15 protein-coding genes, 1 tRNA gene and 1 pseudogene are annotated in these 17,140 nt (G+C 46.1%); 11 read left to right on the forward strand and 6 right to left on the reverse strand.

Annotated elements, in window-relative coordinates; genetic code table 11:
• Positions 1–330 precede the first annotated feature (330 nt).
• Complete coding sequence (locus tag JGK22_RS10870) at positions 331–1,176, forward strand: nitrate ABC transporter ATP-binding protein (protein WP_293176947.1); 846 nt, start codon at positions 331–333, stop codon at positions 1,174–1,176.
• A 475-nt stretch (positions 1,177–1,651) separates the two neighbouring features.
• Here JGK22_RS10870 and JGK22_RS10875 read toward each other — a convergent pair whose 3' ends face one another.
• The 3 genes and pseudogenes from JGK22_RS10875 to JGK22_RS10885 all read right to left on the reverse strand — a co-directional run bounded on the left by JGK22_RS10875 (position 1,652) and on the right by JGK22_RS10885 (position 3,590).
• Complete coding sequence (locus JGK22_RS10875; RefSeq protein WP_293197198.1) at positions 1,652–2,215, reverse strand: Uma2 family endonuclease; 564 nt, start codon at positions 2,213–2,215, stop codon at positions 1,652–1,654.
• A 69-nt stretch (positions 2,216–2,284) separates the two neighbouring features.
• Positions 2,285–2,524: pseudogene (locus JGK22_RS10880) on the reverse strand (leucine-rich repeat domain-containing protein); the annotation flags it as partial.
• A 139-nt stretch (positions 2,525–2,663) separates the two neighbouring features.
• Positions 2,664–3,590: a TIGR01777 family oxidoreductase gene (locus JGK22_RS10885; RefSeq protein ID WP_293176945.1), complete on the reverse strand. Its 927-nt coding sequence runs from the start codon at positions 3,588–3,590 to the stop codon at positions 2,664–2,666.
• Between the two features lie 149 nt (positions 3,591–3,739).
• Here JGK22_RS10885 and JGK22_RS10890 point away from each other — a divergent pair, with 149 nt between their 5' ends.
• Positions 3,740–5,371: a DUF3352 domain-containing protein gene (locus JGK22_RS10890; RefSeq protein ID WP_293192325.1), complete on the forward strand. Its 1,632-nt coding sequence runs from the start codon at positions 3,740–3,742 to the stop codon at positions 5,369–5,371.
• A gap of 674 nt (positions 5,372–6,045) precedes the next feature.
• On the opposite strand, the gene JGK22_RS10895 is transcribed toward JGK22_RS10890, so the two are convergent.
• The 3 genes from JGK22_RS10895 to JGK22_RS10905 all read right to left on the reverse strand — a co-directional run bounded on the left by JGK22_RS10895 (position 6,046) and on the right by JGK22_RS10905 (position 7,371).
• On the reverse strand, positions 6,046–6,243 hold the full coding sequence (locus tag JGK22_RS10895) for a hypothetical protein (protein ID WP_006632682.1): 198 nt from the start codon (positions 6,241–6,243) through the stop codon (positions 6,046–6,048).
• A gap of 198 nt (positions 6,244–6,441) precedes the next feature.
• Positions 6,442–6,858 (reverse strand): tetratricopeptide repeat protein, encoded by a 417-nt coding sequence (locus JGK22_RS10900; RefSeq protein WP_293186825.1) that lies wholly within the window; start codon positions 6,856–6,858, stop codon positions 6,442–6,444.
• A gap of 159 nt (positions 6,859–7,017) precedes the next feature.
• Complete coding sequence (locus tag JGK22_RS10905; protein ID WP_265238087.1) at positions 7,018–7,371, reverse strand: iron-sulfur cluster assembly accessory protein; 354 nt, start codon at positions 7,369–7,371, stop codon at positions 7,018–7,020.
• 55 nt (positions 7,372–7,426) lie between these two features.
• Between JGK22_RS10905 and JGK22_RS10910 the strand changes: the two genes are divergently transcribed.
• The 9 genes from JGK22_RS10910 to JGK22_RS10950 all read left to right on the forward strand — a co-directional run bounded on the left by JGK22_RS10910 (position 7,427) and on the right by JGK22_RS10950 (position 16,940).
• Entirely contained in the window at positions 7,427–7,750 is a 324-nt protein-coding gene (locus JGK22_RS10910; protein ID WP_293186824.1) for a hypothetical protein, read from the forward strand.
• A 90-nt stretch (positions 7,751–7,840) separates the two neighbouring features.
• Positions 7,841–9,481 (forward strand): hypothetical protein, encoded by a 1,641-nt coding sequence (locus tag JGK22_RS10915; protein WP_293186823.1) that lies wholly within the window; start codon positions 7,841–7,843, stop codon positions 9,479–9,481.
• A 155-nt stretch (positions 9,482–9,636) separates the two neighbouring features.
• Complete coding sequence (locus JGK22_RS10920) at positions 9,637–9,891, forward strand: hypothetical protein (protein WP_293192321.1); 255 nt, start codon at positions 9,637–9,639, stop codon at positions 9,889–9,891.
• Between the two features lie 92 nt (positions 9,892–9,983).
• The gene (locus JGK22_RS10925; RefSeq protein WP_293192319.1) at positions 9,984–10,253 is read left to right on the forward strand and encodes a type II toxin-antitoxin system PemK/MazF family toxin; all 270 of its coding nucleotides are present in this window, start codon (positions 9,984–9,986) and stop codon (positions 10,251–10,253) included.
• Positions 10,254–10,315: 62 nt separating this feature from the next.
• The gene (zds, locus tag JGK22_RS10930; protein ID WP_293225203.1) at positions 10,316–11,749 is read left to right on the forward strand and encodes a 9,9'-di-cis-zeta-carotene desaturase; all 1,434 of its coding nucleotides are present in this window, start codon (positions 10,316–10,318) and stop codon (positions 11,747–11,749) included.
• A 249-nt stretch (positions 11,750–11,998) separates the two neighbouring features.
• Entirely contained in the window at positions 11,999–12,445 is a 447-nt protein-coding gene (locus tag JGK22_RS10935) for an SRPBCC family protein (protein WP_293186819.1), read from the forward strand.
• A gap of 222 nt (positions 12,446–12,667) precedes the next feature.
• Complete coding sequence (locus tag JGK22_RS10940) at positions 12,668–14,668, forward strand: serine/threonine-protein kinase (protein ID WP_293312861.1); 2,001 nt, start codon at positions 12,668–12,670, stop codon at positions 14,666–14,668.
• Positions 14,669–14,751: 83 nt separating this feature from the next.
• Positions 14,752–14,825, forward strand: a tRNA-Val gene (locus JGK22_RS10945).
• A gap of 207 nt (positions 14,826–15,032) precedes the next feature.
• Complete coding sequence (locus tag JGK22_RS10950; RefSeq protein WP_293186817.1) at positions 15,033–16,940, forward strand: RNA-binding domain-containing protein; 1,908 nt, start codon at positions 15,033–15,035, stop codon at positions 16,938–16,940.
• The last annotated feature ends 200 nt before the right edge of the window (positions 16,941–17,140 follow it).

Below are 17,140 nucleotides of genomic sequence, written 5' to 3' on the forward strand. Positions count from 1 at the left end.
GGTGGACTTCTTTCCACCGGCTCAATGTCTAATGGTGCTCTGTGAGTTTTGAGATATCAAAAGGTGAAAAAATTGCTTGGTTCTCGATCGCCCCTGTCAAAGACTTATCAACTCACAAGTCAGACAAGAGGAATCAGAAATCACAGCGATTGATTGCATTGTTGAGAGCGAAGCGGCACAATTATATAATTGATGCAAAAGTCTTGCAATTTAAACTCAATACTGAAAATATACAGGGAACTCGCAAATCTACAGTCTCGACTCGCAGCTCACCATTCAAAACTCCATTATTTGCTATCGCTAATCACCTACTAACGGCTTCTCAAACCCATGATTAATACTGCTGTCAACCAGACAAACACCAAAACCCAGAGCCAGCAACCAAACGATCGCCGCCAGCCTTTTTTGGTGATGGACAATGTTTATAAAGTATATCCAAACGGTTACAGAGCATTAGAAAACGTTAACTTGACCGTAGCTGAGGGAGAGTTTATTACTCTGATCGGACACTCCGGCTGCGGCAAATCAACACTGTTAAATATGGTGTCCGGTTTTAGCCATCCCAGCGAAGGCACCGTGTCGATTAACGGGCAGCGGATCGAAAAGCCAGGCCCCGATCGCATGGTAGTGTTTCAAGGTTACGCTTTACTGCCTTGGCGGACTGTGTTTGAAAACGTTTACATTGCCGTTAACGCTGTATTTCCCGAGAAGTCGAAAGCCGAGAAAAATGCGATCGTCAAAGATCATTTGGCAATGGTGGGACTGACAGAAGCTGCTGAGAAAAGACCTCCGCAAATTTCCGGGGGTATGAAACAACGGGTTTCCATCGCCCGCGCCTTAGCAATTCGTCCCAAGGTGCTGATTTTAGACGAACCCTTTGGTGCTCTCGACGCAATTACCAAGGAAGAATTGCAGGAAGAGTTGCTGAAAATCTGGAACGATCACCGCTGTACCGTGTTGATGATTACTCACGATATTGACGAAGCGCTGTTTTTGGCCGATCGACTCGTGATGATGACTAACGGCCCATCAGCAACGATTGGCGAGGTTTTGGAGATTCCTTTCCCACGTCCGCGCGATCGGGTACAAATGATGGAAGATCCCGAATATTACAACTTGCGGAACTACGCCCTAGACTTCCTCTTCCGCCGCTTCGCTCACGATCACGACGCTTAAACCCTTGGAGATTGGGGATTGCTGGCAAAATAAAGCTCCAGCATTTCCCCACTTGCAGGGAAACATCGCTGTGTGCGAAATTTTCCCGATCTGCTTGGGTAAACTGGAGCTTAATTGTTGAGGATAAGTTTTTCCGGAAGATTTGGATCTTTTTCTCAACTTTTACGTCAATCGGCTAAGAGACCCGATTGCCTAGCTGTCTGTAAGCTGGCATGAATTTAGCCCACCTTTGACTGAAGGCGGGCTTCTTTCTTATCTTATTAACAGTTTTTCCTAAATTGATGGTTTGTGCATTCCACCATTTTAAGTGGCACAGGGCCAATGTTGATTAGTGTTTTATGGATTAAGTTTTTGGCAAAGATATCAGTTTTCTGTAGGGAAACGGCACTGCCGTGTCCTGCGCGGGGATCTGCCACTGTTAAGAATTGGTCTAAGATTGATGATTCTAGCAAGACTTTTTTAAATTCGTATTAAATCAATTAATTTTCAACCAATTAAACAACTCGGCTGCGGATAACTGCCAATCGCCCAACACGCTAAGAACAGGTAAAATATCCGTATCTGATTTAACCTCAGGCAATTGATTCGGTTGAAAAACTATTACTGATTTATCGCTCGGATCGGCAAACCAACCCAATTTAGTACCGTGATTGATCGAAAAAATTATTTTTTTTATCACCTGATTTGGAGATTGGTCAGGTGACAAAATTTCAATTATCCAATCCGGTGGAATTTCAAAGCGGTTGGCAATTTCTCCATCTTCATCAACGGGAATGCGAGACCACTCAAAAACAGCAATATCGGGAACGATCGATCGCCCCCCAAACGTACAGCGCAATTCGGGAAATGCACAGGCTAACTTTTGAGGTTCCCCAACCTCAGAAATTGCCTCCAGCAATCGTTTTTGCAATCGGCTATGTTTTCCTTGCGGCATAGGTTTTTGATAAATTTGACCGTCGATGTACTCGCTTGCTGGTTTAGTTTCGGGCAACTGCAAAAACTCTGCAAGAGAAATCGTTGATTTTGCTGCAACTACCATATATCGTATTTCCTGAAATCATCCTAATGAACAAATAATCTAAGGTTCTTGTATTTCTGCTGCTTGCATTCAAGTTTGCACGGAAAACTCTTCTGAGTCAATGTCCCAATTTACCCAGCGAATTGCCTCTTTTGCTGATACTACATCAGGAGGCACTCGCAACGAATGAATGTGTCCGGTGCTCGGACAGGTCATTTTTAACAAATGAATCGGCTCGACATCGGCGTTATCGATTTCTAAGAGCGTGTATTCTTGCCAATTATCTAATTCTACGGCTTGGAGTTGTTGGCAAATGCGATCGCACCCGAGGCATCGAGATGGATTGTTGGTAGTTGATGTGATTGATTGTTGAGTGGGATGATTTATTTGAAGGAACGAGGCATAGCCTTTGGATATGCGTTCCCAGGCAGAAGAGCCGGGGAACGAGGGATATCTAAAAATGCAGGATTTAATTACCAGCCAAAATCTCTTCTAGAGCCAACTTCAGCATCGGATACTGATATTGAAAACCGCTAGCCAAAGTTTGTTTCGGCAAAACTTTCTGCCCTTCCAAAACAACTTTAGCGCCGTCTCCCAACAGCATTTCTAAAGCAAAACCTGGCACCGGCAACCAAGAAGGCCGACTTAAAACTTCCCCTAAAGTTTGGCACAATTCATTCATCCGCACTGGATTCGGTGCTGTCGCATTCAAAACGCCTTGAACTTGCGAATTTTGCAAAGAATACAAAATTAAATCAACCACATCCTCGCGGTGAATCCAAGAAAACCACTGTTTTCCTGTGCCAATTGGGCCGCCTGCAAATAGTTTAAAAGGTGGCAGCATTTTTGCTAGCGCGCCTCCCATTCCCAAAACTATTCCCAGCCGCAAAATTGCTAGCCTTGTGCCTGCATTTTTGGCAGGTTGGGCCGCAGCTTCCCAGTCTTTGCAAACTGCTGCTAAAAAATCGTTTCCCGCAGGGCTGCTTTCGTCAAACTCAGCGGTTTCGCTGGTTCCGTAATAGCCGATCGCCGATGCGCTCACAAACACCGATGGTTTAGGATTAGCATTGACGATCGCCTCTACCAATTTTGCCGTCGTCAATCTGCGACTGTCGAGAATCGCTTGCTGGCGCGCCTCCGTCCACCTTTCCTCCGCAATCGGCACCCCAGCTAAATTAACCACAGCGTCGCAGCCCGCGATCGAATTTTGCCAATCACCAGACTCCGCCGGAGTGTAGGCGACAACTTCCAAATTCGGATAAGCCGAAGCTGGGAAAACTCGCCCAGCTTTCGCCGCATCTCTACTCAAAACCACCACTTGATGTCCGGCTGCTTGCAGCTTCTCCACCAGCCGGCTACCTACAAATCCCGTTGCTCCCGCGATCGCTACTTTCATATTTCTTCCCGCACTTCATCTCAACAGCAGTTTACACGATCGCCCAAACCCGTTTTAAATTGTATAAAAATAAATAGCAAGCTCGATCGGCTCCCCACAAGCCCAGTGGATTTTCATTAAACTGATAAAGGACGCTAGGATCGAAAACAATGCCTGCAAAAAAACCAAAGCTTCTAATTGCTGCCGCCATCATTGCAGCAGGTAGCGCCGCGGTGTACCTTTACTTCCACGGTTTGAGCCAACAAGTCTCCAACCCCCAAGACAGCGCCAAAGTTGTACCCGACGAAGCAATGATGGCCGCCTTCATCTCCCCCAATCCCCAAGCACTGTCACAGTTGCAGCAATTCGGCACCCCGGGCGCTCAAAAGTTGGTCGGTGCGGGTTTGAAGGCCTTTCAAGAACAAAGCTTGGCAGGCACTCAAATCGACTTTGAGAGAGACTTAAAGCCCTGGCTGGGGGGCGTGATGGTGGCTTTGTTACCCCCAGATGCTACCGCTAAAACAGAGCCTCCTAAACTGCTCGTTGTAGTCAGTGTCAAAAATAAAATTAGTGCTTGGAATTTTGCTAATAAATTAAAATCTCAGGAAGGTGCCACAACTCAAGAAACTGAGTATAAAGGAGTTAAAATTTCTGAGATTGCAGAGCCAACGGGCAAGCGCTACAGTGTGGCTTTGTTGGACGATCAATTAGTGATGGCTCCTTTGAGAAAGCCTGTGGAAATGGCGATCGATACTTTTAAAGGACAGCCCTCCCTCGCCACCGAAAAGAGTACAACTAAGTTTTTTGCAGAGAGTGCTGGCGTACCGAATCCGATCGCAACTATTTACATTGCTGATTATCCTGCTGCAATCGAGCAATTAAAAACTAATTTGCCCGATGATTTTCAATTGCCTTCGACAGTGCTTTCACAGTTTAAACAAGTCAAGTCTTTGGTAGCGGGAATAGGGGCCGACAGTTCGGGATTGAGGGTGAAAACTATCGCTCGGTTAGATCCTAAATTCGGACAGCAAAAGCCGCCAGTCGGATCGAAATTGTTGCCCAGATTTCCCGGTGAAACCATTGCTTTAGTAGGGGGTAAGGGACTCGATCGCATTTGGTTGCAGGCGACGGCAGAGGCAAAAGATAGCCCGGAAGTTGACAGGGGCATTCAGCAGGTGAGAAGTAGTTTTAAACGCTTGGATTTGGATGCCGATCGTGATGTTTTTGGCTGGATGAATGGGGAATTTGCGATCGGGGCGATCGGTTCGGATCAAGGTATTTTGTCTCAGTTGGGGATGGGGGCGGCGATGATTTTTGAAACGAGCGATCGCCCCGCAGCCGAAGCAACCCTCAAAAAACTCGATGCGATCGCCAAAAGCAATCCTACAGTCAGCGTCGCCCCCAGACAAGTCCAGGGAAAAGAGGTTACAGAGTGGCAAATACCGCAACAAGGAACCTTATTCGGGCACGGTTGGCTGAATGAAAATTCTGTATTTGTTGCCTTCGGCGGCCCTTTAGTTGATGTCATCACCACAGCGCCACCGCAACCATTAAGCAGCAGTCCGAGTTTTCAGGCGATCGCCACTGCTGTACCGCAGGCGAACCAAGGTTACTTTTATATAGATATGGAAAAAACCATGTCATGGGCGAACCGTTATTTGCTCGCTGTACAGCCCAATTTAGTTTCGCCGCCCGTTGCTGAAGTGCTCAATTCTCTCCGAGGAGTCAGCGTAGCCACAACTTCGACAGAACCGACAACTGCTCAGCTCGATCTGCTTTTTGCCTTCAAATCTAGCAATTAGGCGATCGGGAATTGGTCAACAGTTGACAGTTGACAGTTGACAGTTGACAGTTTGAGATCGACCTCTACCTAGAAGGAACAGGATTGAAACAGTGAATAATTTTGTTTTATTTCCTCCTCGAACGAGGAGGCTTTAAACCCATTATTCTTGGTAATCGGTAATTTGTAATTTTTCTATCAAATCTAGCAATTAGGCGATGGGGAATTGGGAATTGGTAATTGGTAATCGGGAATTGGGAATTGGTAATTGGTAATTGGTAATTGGTAATTGGTAATTGGTAATTGGTAATTGGTAATCGGTAATCGGTAATCGGTAATCGGTTATTGGGAATTCTATCCGTTACATCCGCTACACAACCCGTTGCCGAACTTCCTTACATTGGTTAGATCTCAATACGGTTTACTTAACGTTTTTTGTCATTGCGAGCGTCTTCGCGAAGCAATCGCAGGGTCTGTTTGTCAAATCGTTTTTCCTGGTGTACTGTCTTAAGTGAACTGTATTGGGTTAGATCTAGTACACTTCTGACTGATGACTGATGACTGCCCGACGGCAGGACTAATGACAACTGACAACTGACAACTGACAACTGACAACTGACAAAAAAAAAGTTGCTGCCTCTCCAGGGAGGGCAGCTACTCAAATAAAGCATTTTAATGTCTCTCAAAACTTCTGGATTAACCTTCAGACATTCCCGACTTATTCGGCAATTGCAAGTCATCAGGATCTACATAATGACAAACTGCTTTGTCCATGCAAATCAAGGCCCAGCCGGATTTATCGATGCTCATCAATTTGTAAGAAGCAGGCTGAATAAAGAAACCTTTGTGGTTGCGGGTTGCTGGTTTGATGTTAACGTGGCTGTCAGTGCTCATGTTCTTACAACTCCTAGTATTTATGGTAGTCAAGTCTGAAAACCGCTGTGCCGGTTTGTCGATCGTCTAAGTTTTCAAATACTAGCACTGACTTCCTGAGTTTTCCATAAAGTTATTTATTGATTTATTACGAGATCGTAATAAACCACAAACCCGATTTCCTTGATCCCCACCCCCAAATCGACATTGTTTGGGGGCTTACGCTTCCAGAAGCCACTGTTTCACGCGGGCGAGACTCTTCCAGTCCGGTTTGCGGCTTAATCCTTCTTCAAAATTTTTTGTAACTTCCTCTAACAACTCTTCGGAAGCCATCAGGAGTTGCTGAGCAACTTCTACGTGGGGGCGCACCCCTTTTTCTTTGAGATCCAGAATCGCGACTGCTAGGTTGATGCGAGCTTGGGCGTCGTGAGGGTTCAATTTAACCGCTGTTTTCGCTGCTTTTTGAGCCGATCCGGGTTTATTTTCCAAAAGGTAGAGCCACGCGAGGCTAGCCCAGGCATTGCCATTTTTGGGAGATTTCTCGCACAATTCTTTGAACACGGGGATCAGATTAGCAGGGGCTTCGCCAGCTTGGTAGCGATCGAAACCGTCTTTAAACATTTCTTCAGGGGTCATTCGATTTTGGATTTTGGATTTTAGATTTTAGATTGCTCGAAAGCATGGGGTGCGGGACAAAGGAAGCGCATCCGAGGCTAATTGTCGATCGCGATTGTCAGCAATTAGCTGGAGACCAATTACCAATGCCCATACCCATGCCCCAAGCAATTTTCCCATTTAAGCAGAAAAAGAACTGCCGCAGCCACAAGTTTGAGTAGCGTTGGGGTTGGTGAACTTAAAGCCACCGCCGATCATCGAATCGCTGAAGTCGAGCACCAAACCGTAGAGATAAAGAATGCTCTTGCGATCGCACACTACCTGAAAACCCTCGTAGTCGAACACTTCATCGTCAGATTTCACAGTGCTGGGGTCTGCGAAATCCATCACGTAAGACATACCAGAACAGCCGCCCTGCCGCACCCCTACGCGCAAGCAGAGGTCTTTACCTTGTTTTTCTCGAAGAGCTAAAACTTGACGAACAGCAGAGTCCGTCATTTGAATGCCCCGCTGTTGGGAAATCGCTTGAGTCATAATCTGTCGAACTCCTGAGACTGTCGAATGTTAAGAGTTTAATCTTATACCTCCATTGTACAGGGAAGGAAGAAGGAAGAAGGAAGAGGGAAGAAGGAAGAGGGAAGAAGTCATTAGTCATCAGTCATTAATTAGTGCGAGCGTCCCCGAAGAGCGAACGTTATCAGTATCAGTCATCAGTCAGTCACCTACTTTCCTGCCAACTGCCAACTGCCAACTGCCAACTGCCAACTGCCAACTGCCAACTGCCAACTGCCAACTGCCAACTGCTTTCGGAGTCAACTGTCAACTGTCAACTGTCAACTGTCAACTGAACGTTGAAGGCAGAATTTTTAGCCGGAAATTTTTAATTACGGTGAGACCTCATTTCCAAGCTTGATGTCCTCTCCCCCTATAGGGTTTATGATTGAGAAGCAGCGGTTGACCCTTTGTGGCACCGCAACAATGCTTCACCCAACGGGCTTACTCTATGGCAGCGCTGAATCGCTCTACTCTTCGTCGGCTACAAAACTTACCTCAAATTCCCAGCGTGTGGGAGGGCGACCGCCGACCGTTATCAAATGCTGACTCGCACATGATGCTAGAGGACGACGACGATCCAGAAGCTGGTGGCGAGTGTATTCTCTGGGTGGACGGCTCTGAAGGCATCGTCAGAGCAATGGACATGGTAGGCCCAGATGCGGGCCCAGAGGCGATCGTCCGCGCTCTCCTGCGGGCAATGGAACATCCCCAAAGTCCGGCCCCCGCAGTCCGCCCCCAAAAAATCGTAGTCAAAAATCGAGAAATTCAATTTTACCTGCGGGGAATACTTCAAGATTTAGGTATTTCCATTGACTACGTACCGGAATTGCCCTTAATTGATGAAATCTTTCGGGGCATGGAAGAGGTCGCTGTGAATCGGCCTCCCGAATTACCGCCTGAGTACGCCGAAGTGCTAATGGAAAAAGCCGCTCAAATTTGGCACGATGCTCCGTGGCGGACTTTGAGCGAACATCAAATTATATCTATTGAAATCAATCAGTGGGATGTCGCCAGCCTCTACGTATCCGTATTGGGCCAAGGGAGAATGGATTACGGAGTTTTGCTGTACCGATCTCTAGAATCCTTGAAGCGGTTTCGAGAGCGAGTTGTCAACGATGACTCTTTTGAAGATTTAGAACAGGCTTTTTTAGGGCAAGACTGTTTGTTTCTCACCTTTGAAAGCGCCGGCGAGCTTGATGAGGATGACGATGACGAAATTGATTTAGCCGATTTGCCTCCATCGGAAATTGAACCGAATTTTGGCAACCTGCATCCTTTAGAAGGATTGCGATCGATTCTTTACGAAGAAGAAGCCCTGACGATGTTAGTTGCTCTCGAAGCATTCCACCGCTTTTTCCACAACGGCCGCCGGAAATTGGCAGCAGACACATTTCCCGCTCTCAACAGTCGCTACCGCATCCCTGTTCCGCAGTCTGATGGAGAAATTCAACAGGTATCGGTTAAAGTTTCGACGATGCCTGAGGTGTCAGACGAATTATTACAGATGCTGGGCGATGACGATGACGATGAGGATGATGAATTTGAAATGCCACGGCTGCGGGACGATTTGGTGCCGCAAAATTCATTCTTGAGTCTGGGTGTCGTACCTTGGGAAACGGTAGATTTTCTACGCGGAAGTGTCCAGTTTCACGAAGGTGCAGAAGTCGATATTAATACCGCCGGGGATGGTTTGCCTGTAGTGATGATTCAAACTTCCAATCCCAAGGCTAAAACTATGATTCAAGATTTGAAAGAAGCTGGAGGGGTGAAGGCAATTTGTTTTAATCCGGGCGAAGATCCTTTTCAAGACGAGCAATACGACTTGGGTATTTTGCAAACAAAAAATGGGGAATTGTATTTGTTTGGCGAGTTTAATGAAAACGACCCGGTGCATCAGGAAGCTCGCAAAAAGTGGGAGCGCCGCTGTAAATCAACTAACGGTTGGTGCGGTTTGGTGATTGCTAAAGGGTTGATGGGTGCTTCTCGCGGTCAGCCTCAGTTTAAGGATATGGTCGCTTTGTTTGAGGTGCGCTGGGTTTCTCCTAAAGACTTAGGAATTGGGCCACTTCAGTTGATGCCGATGTTTTAAAGTCAGTTGTTAGTTGTTAGTTATTTGTTATTTGTTATTTGTTATTTGTTACTCGTGTGATGCTGCTAATAACCAATAACTAACAACCAATGATATTAGTCGCCAGTCAACAGTTAGCAGTCATTTTTTTATTTGAATTGGCAAGGAGAACGAACGTGTCAAATTCTACTCAAAAGCGAGAAGTGTTGGTCGCCCTTGATGCCGAGTTTGCTGATAAAATAGACCAGCTTACCGATAATTGGACGGAGGCGATCGAACAAGCTCTCCGTCTCTGGTACGCCAAGCAAATAGAAGATAAATTGCGGAAATTTTATCTCAACCGCAGTCAAGAAGATATTCAGGATGAAAAAGAGTGGTTTGATTTTGTAGAAGAACAGATAGAGGAAGCATGGAACGCCGATGGACTCTAATTCAATAACTACAACTTATCCCAGACAAGGAGAGATTTATCTTTCAAGGGCTTTGCGTCAGTTAGGAGATACAAAAAAAAAGACCTGTAGTTGTGGTTTCTCCTGACATCCGCAACGAGTTTAGCGATTCTGTGATTGTTGTTCCTTTCACAAGTAACCTTACAGGCGTAGATAATCCTAATCGCATCTTAATTCCGGCTGGTGAGGGAGGATTACAAGCTGATTCTTTAGCTGTCTGCGAAAATGTGTCTGCTTTGCGCCAGACTTATCTGGAACAAAGCCCTTACGGTGCAATTAGTGCGGATTTTTTGGCAAGAATTCAGAGAGGGGTGCAAGTGCCGATCGGCATTTACGCACTTTAGAATGTTTCGGAAACTCTAAAACTTGTTACAATTTGTAAAAATACTGGATAAGGATAGGTAAAATGCGGGTTGCGATCGCAGGTGCGGGACTGGCTGGAATGACCACAGCAGTCGATTTAGTGGATGCCGGCCACGAAGTAGAAATTTTTGAGTCCCGCCCTTTTGTCGGCGGCAAAGTCAGCAGTTGGGTAGATCCCGACGGGAATCACGTTGAAATGGGTTTGCACGTATTCTTCGGCTGCTATTATAACTTATTTGCCCTAATGAAAAAGGTGGGAGCTTTTGACGATTTGCTCCTCAAAGATCACGTCCACACTTTTATCAATCGAGGTGGCGAAACTGGTTCTTTGGATTTTCGCTTTCCCGTGGGTGCTCCTTTGCATGGTTTGAAGGCATTTTTCACTACATCCCAGCTAACGGTACAAGACAAAATTCAAAATGCGATCGCCCTGGGAACAAGCCCCATCGTCCGTGGTTTGATCGACTTTGACGGAGCAATGAAAACTATCCGCAATTTGGATAAAATTAGCTTTGCTGACTGGTTCCGCAGTCAAGGCGGCAACCAAAACTCCCTCAAAAGAATGTGGAACCCGATCGCCTACGCACTAGGTTTTATCGACACTGAAAATATTTCAGCCCGGTGTATGTTGACAATATTCCAATTCTTTGCATCAAAAACCGAAGCCTCTGTCATGCGGATGCTGTCCGGTTCTCCCAACGAATATTTGCACAAACCAATTGTCGAATATTTGGAAAGTAAAGGAACCAAAATTTACACGCGGCGCCGAGTCCGAGAAATTCAGTTTGAAGAAGGCACAGAAACGCGCGTAACAGGTTTGCTAGTAGCTAACGGCGAAACTGAAGAACATATTACCGCAGATGCCTACGTTTTCGCCTGCGACGTGCCTGGAATTCAGAAAATATTGCCTCCAGCTTGGCGCAAATGGTCGGAATTTGACAACATTTATAAGTTAGATGCGGTACCTGTTGCGACAGTACAATTGCGGTTCGACGGTTGGGTAACGGAACTGGAAGATGAAGCCAAGCGCAAACAGTTGAGCCACGCTGTAGGCATCGATAATTTGCTATATTCAGCAGATGCAGATTTTTCTTGTTTTGCCGATTTGGCGCTGACAAGTCCTAAGGATTATTATAAAGAAGGACAAGGTTCTCTGTTGCAGTTGGTGCTGACACCGGGCGATCCGTTTATCAAACAAAGCAATGAGGCGATCGCCCAACACGTACTCAAGCAAGTTCAGGATTTATTCCCCTCAGCACGGGAATTAAATATGACTTGGTACAGTGTGGTTAAGCTCGCTCAATCTTTGTATCGGGAAGCGCCGGGAATGGATGTTTACCGCCCCGCTCAAAAAACTCCTGTTGCTAATTTCTTTTTAGCAGGAAGTTACACTCAGCAAGACTACATTGATAGCATGGAAGGTGCGACTCTTTCCGGTCATCAAGCGGCTAAGGCTATTCTGGAAACTTACAGTTAGTTGGCAGTTGATAGTTGGCAGTTGGCAGTTGGCATTAGTCGCTCCAGTGAAAAATGCTAAAAGCTAAAAGCTAATGATTTTCTCTCGTTTCCAGGCTCTGGCTGGGAATGCCTTGGAGGAGGCTCTGCCTCTGATATTCGCTTTTGAAAACCGAGGCGGAGCCTCTGGATATGCGTTACCAGGCCGAGCCTGGAAACGAGAAGAAACAATTCTTCAATCTAAAATCTAAAATCTAAAATCTAAAATCGAATGACTGATTGGTTAGAGCATAGTGTACAAGTAGAAGTGGCAATTCCTATCGAATTAGCGTGGGAACTTTGGTCTGACTTAGAGCAAATGCCGCGCTGGATGAAGTGGATAGAATCAGTTCGAGTTCTCGAAGAAGATCCAGAATTATCGCGCTGGAAACTTGCAACCGGGGGGTTACAATTTAGCTGGCTTTCTCGGATTCTCAAATTAGTGCCAAATCAGATAATTCAGTGGGAATCTGTAGACGGTTTGCCAAATCGCGGTGCGGTGCGGTTTTACGATCGCAAAAACAGCAGCATTGTCAAACTAACGGTGGCTTATGGAGTTCCCGGCTGGTTGGCAACATTGATGGACAATTCATTTGTAGGGCGAGTTGTTGAATCGACTATTCAGGCTGACTTGGAAAGGTTTAAAGAGTATGCTCTGAATGTTAAAGCTAGATCTTAAATGCTGCGGACTGAAGTCCTCACTACAAACTGGTTTGATCGTTCGGACTTCAGTCCTTTAATTTTAAATTGTAACGCGAGAGATAAGACTCGGCGGTTGAAACCGCGACTACACAAACGATGTCCGCCTCCGCGGACTAAGAAATAAAGGGGATATTTAAGTCGGATTTGGTATTGCCTCAGTATCATAGAAATATGCTGCTGATTGCTTCCCGGTTCAGTTATGAGTTATTGCCTAAACCCCGCCTGTCAAAACCCGCAAAATGCCGATCGAACTCAATTCTGCCTGAATTGTGGCACAAAACTGTTGCTGAGAGAGCGTTACCGCGCCATCAAACCCCTCGGGCGCGGCGGTTTTGGCCGTACTTTTTTAGCCGTTGACGAAGACAAACCCTCAAAACCGCGCTGTGCAATCAAGCAGTTTTTCCCGCTATCCCAAGGAACCAGCAGCGCCGAAAAAGCAGCAGAATTATTCAACCGAGAAGCGGTGCGGCTGGACGAATTGGGAAAACACCCGCAAATTCCCGAATTGCTGGCGCACTTTCAGCAGGAACGATATCAGTATTTAGTGCAGGAATTTATAGAAGGTCAAAATTTACAGCAAGAATTGGCGGGGGCTGGGGCTTTTAGCGAAAATCAGATTCTCGGTATGCTGAATGATTTATTACCAGTATTGCAGTTCGTGCACGATCGCAATGTAATTCACCGAGACATTAAACCACCTAACATTATCCGCCGCCGCGTTTCTCAAACTCCGATTATTTATACTTACCCAACACTAACCGGGGAATTAGTTTTAGTTGACTTTGGTGCTGCAAAACTTGTGGAGGGTTTGAGAGAAACAGGTACAGTGATTGGTTCGCCTGAATTCGTGGCGCCGGAACAAATTCGAGGTCAAGCGGTTTATGCTAGCGATTTGTATAGTTTGGGCGTAACTTGCATTTATTTACTGACTCAAATATCTCCGTTTGATTTGTTCGATATCAATCAAGATGTTTGGGTTTGGCGAGATTTTTTAAAGGTTCAAATCGATCCGAAATTAAGCCGCATCCTCGACAAAATGATCGAACCGAATCTCAGTCGCCGCTACAAATCTGTAGCTGAAGTTCTCCAAGATTTGCAGCCGCAGCAGTCGGGGGCGGGCACGCACCATCCACCGCCCCTACCAGCGCCTGCAATTCCCGTGCCGCAGAGGATGCCTGCGGTGCAGAATGCCGTGCCTGCAACCGTTGCTGGCACGATTATACCTGTGCCGCCGATGCAGCGGGTTGTACCGGCACGCGCGCCTACTTGGAGGTGCGTTCATACTTTGGTAGGTCATTCCCATGCTGTTACGTCAGTAGCTTTCAGTCCCGATGGCGCGACTTTAGCTAGCGGGAGTGAGGATAAGACGATCGAGATGTGGAAGTTGGACGCGGGTAAGCGGTGGTACACTCTCACTGGTCATTCTGACTGGGTGACTTCTGTGGCGTTTAGTCCTGATGGCGCGACTTTGGCTAGCGGCGGCCGGGATAAAACGATTCAAATTTGGGATTTGAATAAGGGTAAGTGGTGGTATGCTTTGCGCGGTCACGAGGATCGAGTTTATGCTGTGGCTTTTAGTCCCGACGGTCAGGTTTTAGCGACGGGGAGTCGGGACAAGACTGTGCAGTTGTGGAATTTGAATAAGGGTAGGCCGATGTCGGCTTTAAGCGGTCACGCTGGTGGGGTGGAGGCGGTGGCTTTTAGTCCTGGTGGGGAGTTTTTGGCGACGGGGAGTCGGGATAAAAGTTTGCAGTTGTGGGATTGGCGCAATGGTCGATCGATTTGTACTTTAGCAGAGCACGGGGATTGGGTGCGGGCGATCGCCTTTGCATCTACCCCCCCCAGCCCCCCCTTGGTAAGGGGGGGAGTAGGAGAAGGATCGATTTTGGCGACGGGGAGTCGGGACGGTACAGCGAAGCTGTGGCGGGTGGATGCACAGGGGCGAGGGACACTGCTGCGAAGTATGAGGGACAATTCTGGGGATGTTTTGTGTGTGGCGTTAAGCCGGGATGGTGGGTTTTTGGCGACGGGGAGTCGGGATGGTTCGATTTATTTGTGGGATACGGCTACGGGGGGTTTGCTGGAACTTCTGACGGGACACGGGGGGGAGGTTTTGTCGGTGGCCTTTAGTGCTGATGCGGGGTGTTTGGCTAGCGGTTCGGGCGATCGAACTGTGAAGATTTGGCGGGTTGGGAATTAGGGTGGTGGCTGTGGGTGGCTTGAAAAATTTTATATTTATGCTTGACAATCCATCTAATGTTCTGCTACATTGGTAATTCGTGAGGACGCATAGCTCAGTTGGTTAGAGCACTACGTTGACATCGTAGGGGTCACTGGTTCGAGTCCAGTTGTGTCCATAGTTTTTTAAGCCTTATGGCTACGACATTTAGGACTCTGACTTAATGTATAGTAACAAAATATTTATCACTGATAACATACTTAATCGCGCTGGCAGCGATCGACTCTTGTTGGTCTGTGGGTTTGAGCTTTGAAATACTGGCAGCGCTCAAACGCCTTTATGAGAAAGAACTGGAGTTTACTCACCCTGCTTCAGAGATAAGGAAATGGATTTAGAAACATTACTCGATCGCATAAACCTTGGAGAAGACCAAGACATTGAATTTAAGTCTGCTGACGGTGGTTTTCCCAAAAGTAGTTGGGAAACAGTATCAGCATTTGCCAATACAGATGGTGGTTATATTGTTCTAGGTGTCACGGAAAATCGAAATGGGTTCGAGATTTCAGGTGTCCGTAACCCCAGTGTACTATTAAAAGAATTTTGGAACAATCATAACAATCTGCAAAAACTCAGCACTCCTATCTGTTTTAACTCCGATCTAGAACAACTAGAGATTGAAACTAATAAGTTAGTCATTATTAAAGTGCCAAGAGCGACTCGGACACAGCGACCAGTTTATATTAACAATAATCCCTTAACAGGCACATATAAACGCAATTATGAAGGGGATTATCGTTGCACTGATGCTGAAATCCGTCAAATGTTGCGCGATGCCAGTGATGCACCTCAAGATATCCAAATTTTAGAAGGTTTCGACCTTAGTGATATCGATACAGAAACATTAAAATCCTTTCGTCAACGGTTTAGCTCTAGAGAACCAGATCATCCTTGGCTGGCATTACATGATTCGGATTTGTTGCGTCAGTTAGGGGGATGGAGTCGCGATCGCAGCACGGGTCAAGAAGGGTTAACTATTGCTGGTTTGCTCATGTTTGGTCGCGAACGTAGTATTTTAGATGCACTGTCTCACTACCAACTTGATTATCAGGAGCAACTTTCTGACGATCCAGAAACACGATGGACTTACAGACTAACACTTGACGGCAAGTGGGAACCTAACTTGTTTAATTTTTACTATCGTGTTTATACTCGTGTAGTTAATGATTTAGAAGTTCCTTTCCAACTCGACAAAGATGCCATACGTCGTGGCGAAACTCATGTCCATGAAGCATTGCGAGAGGCTTTGGTCAATACTCTTATTCATGCCGATTATCAATCTACTCGCCCTTTAAAAATTACCAAGTATAAAAATGGTTTTTCGTTTTCCAATCCGGGTCGTCTGAGAATTTCTATTCAGCAGCTTTACGAAGGCGGCGTTAGCGATCCTCGCAATCCTAATTTGCAAAAAATGTTTCAAATGCTTGGCTTAGGAGAAAAAGCAGGATCGGGCTTTAGAAAGATGATCCGCGCATGGATAGAGCAGCAATGGTTTCCTTTGGTATCAGAGAAATTAGAGTTAGAGATGACTTTGGTTGCTTTACCAATGGTGAGCATGATTCCCGAAAATGTCGAAACAGAGTTAAGGGAAATTGTGGGAGATGACTATTGCGAATTGACCGAATTAGAGCGGATTATTTTGATACTGGCACATCAATCAGGAGAAATTAGCAATGCTGACATTCAGTGTTATAGTCGAGAACATCCCAGAGATATAGGGGAATGTCTCAAGCAATTCGTAAATAATGGTTGGTTAGAGCGCTCTGGTCGTGGTCGCGGAACTCAGTACGCTCTACCAAATAAAAGTCAACCTGATTTACTTTCCTTGATTCCAAGCTCCGTGCATAATGAGCCAAGCTCCGTGCATAACGAGTCAAGCTCCGTGCATAATTACTCAAGCTCCGTGCATAATGAGTCAAGCTCCGTGCATAATGATGAAAATTTCTTTTTACTAGAAATAGCTGCTCCGGTTCGAGAAAAGCAACGGGCAAGTCCAGAGTTGATGAGAAACACGATTCTGAAACTTTGCTCGGAAAGATATTTAACTGTCAAAAGATTAGCTGAACTATTGAATCGCAGTTCTGAAACAATTAGGACTCATTTTATTAATCCAATGTTGTCAGAAAAATTACTAGAACTCAAATATCCTGATGAACCAACTCATCCTCAGCAAGCATACAGAACTTTATTGTCTCAAGGAATCAGCAATATTTCTGATACTCCGCCATCTTTTTAAACCTCACAAAACCTCCTTGACACCAGCCATCCGCCCACAACGCGGGAATCTTAAACTTCGCCCCACAGTTGGGACATTCCGATCGGTACGCCTCTAATCGCCGATTTAGCGGACAAGAGTGGAAAACCCATACATATAACCATCATTGCGGTGAACAGTTTTGCAGTATTTGTGACGCACAGGGCTAATTTTTCCCCAAG

The sequence above is a fragment of the Microcoleus sp. PH2017_08_TRC_O_A genome, assembly GCF_020738665.1.
GTDB lineage: Bacteria > Cyanobacteriota > Cyanobacteriia > Cyanobacteriales > Microcoleaceae > Microcoleus.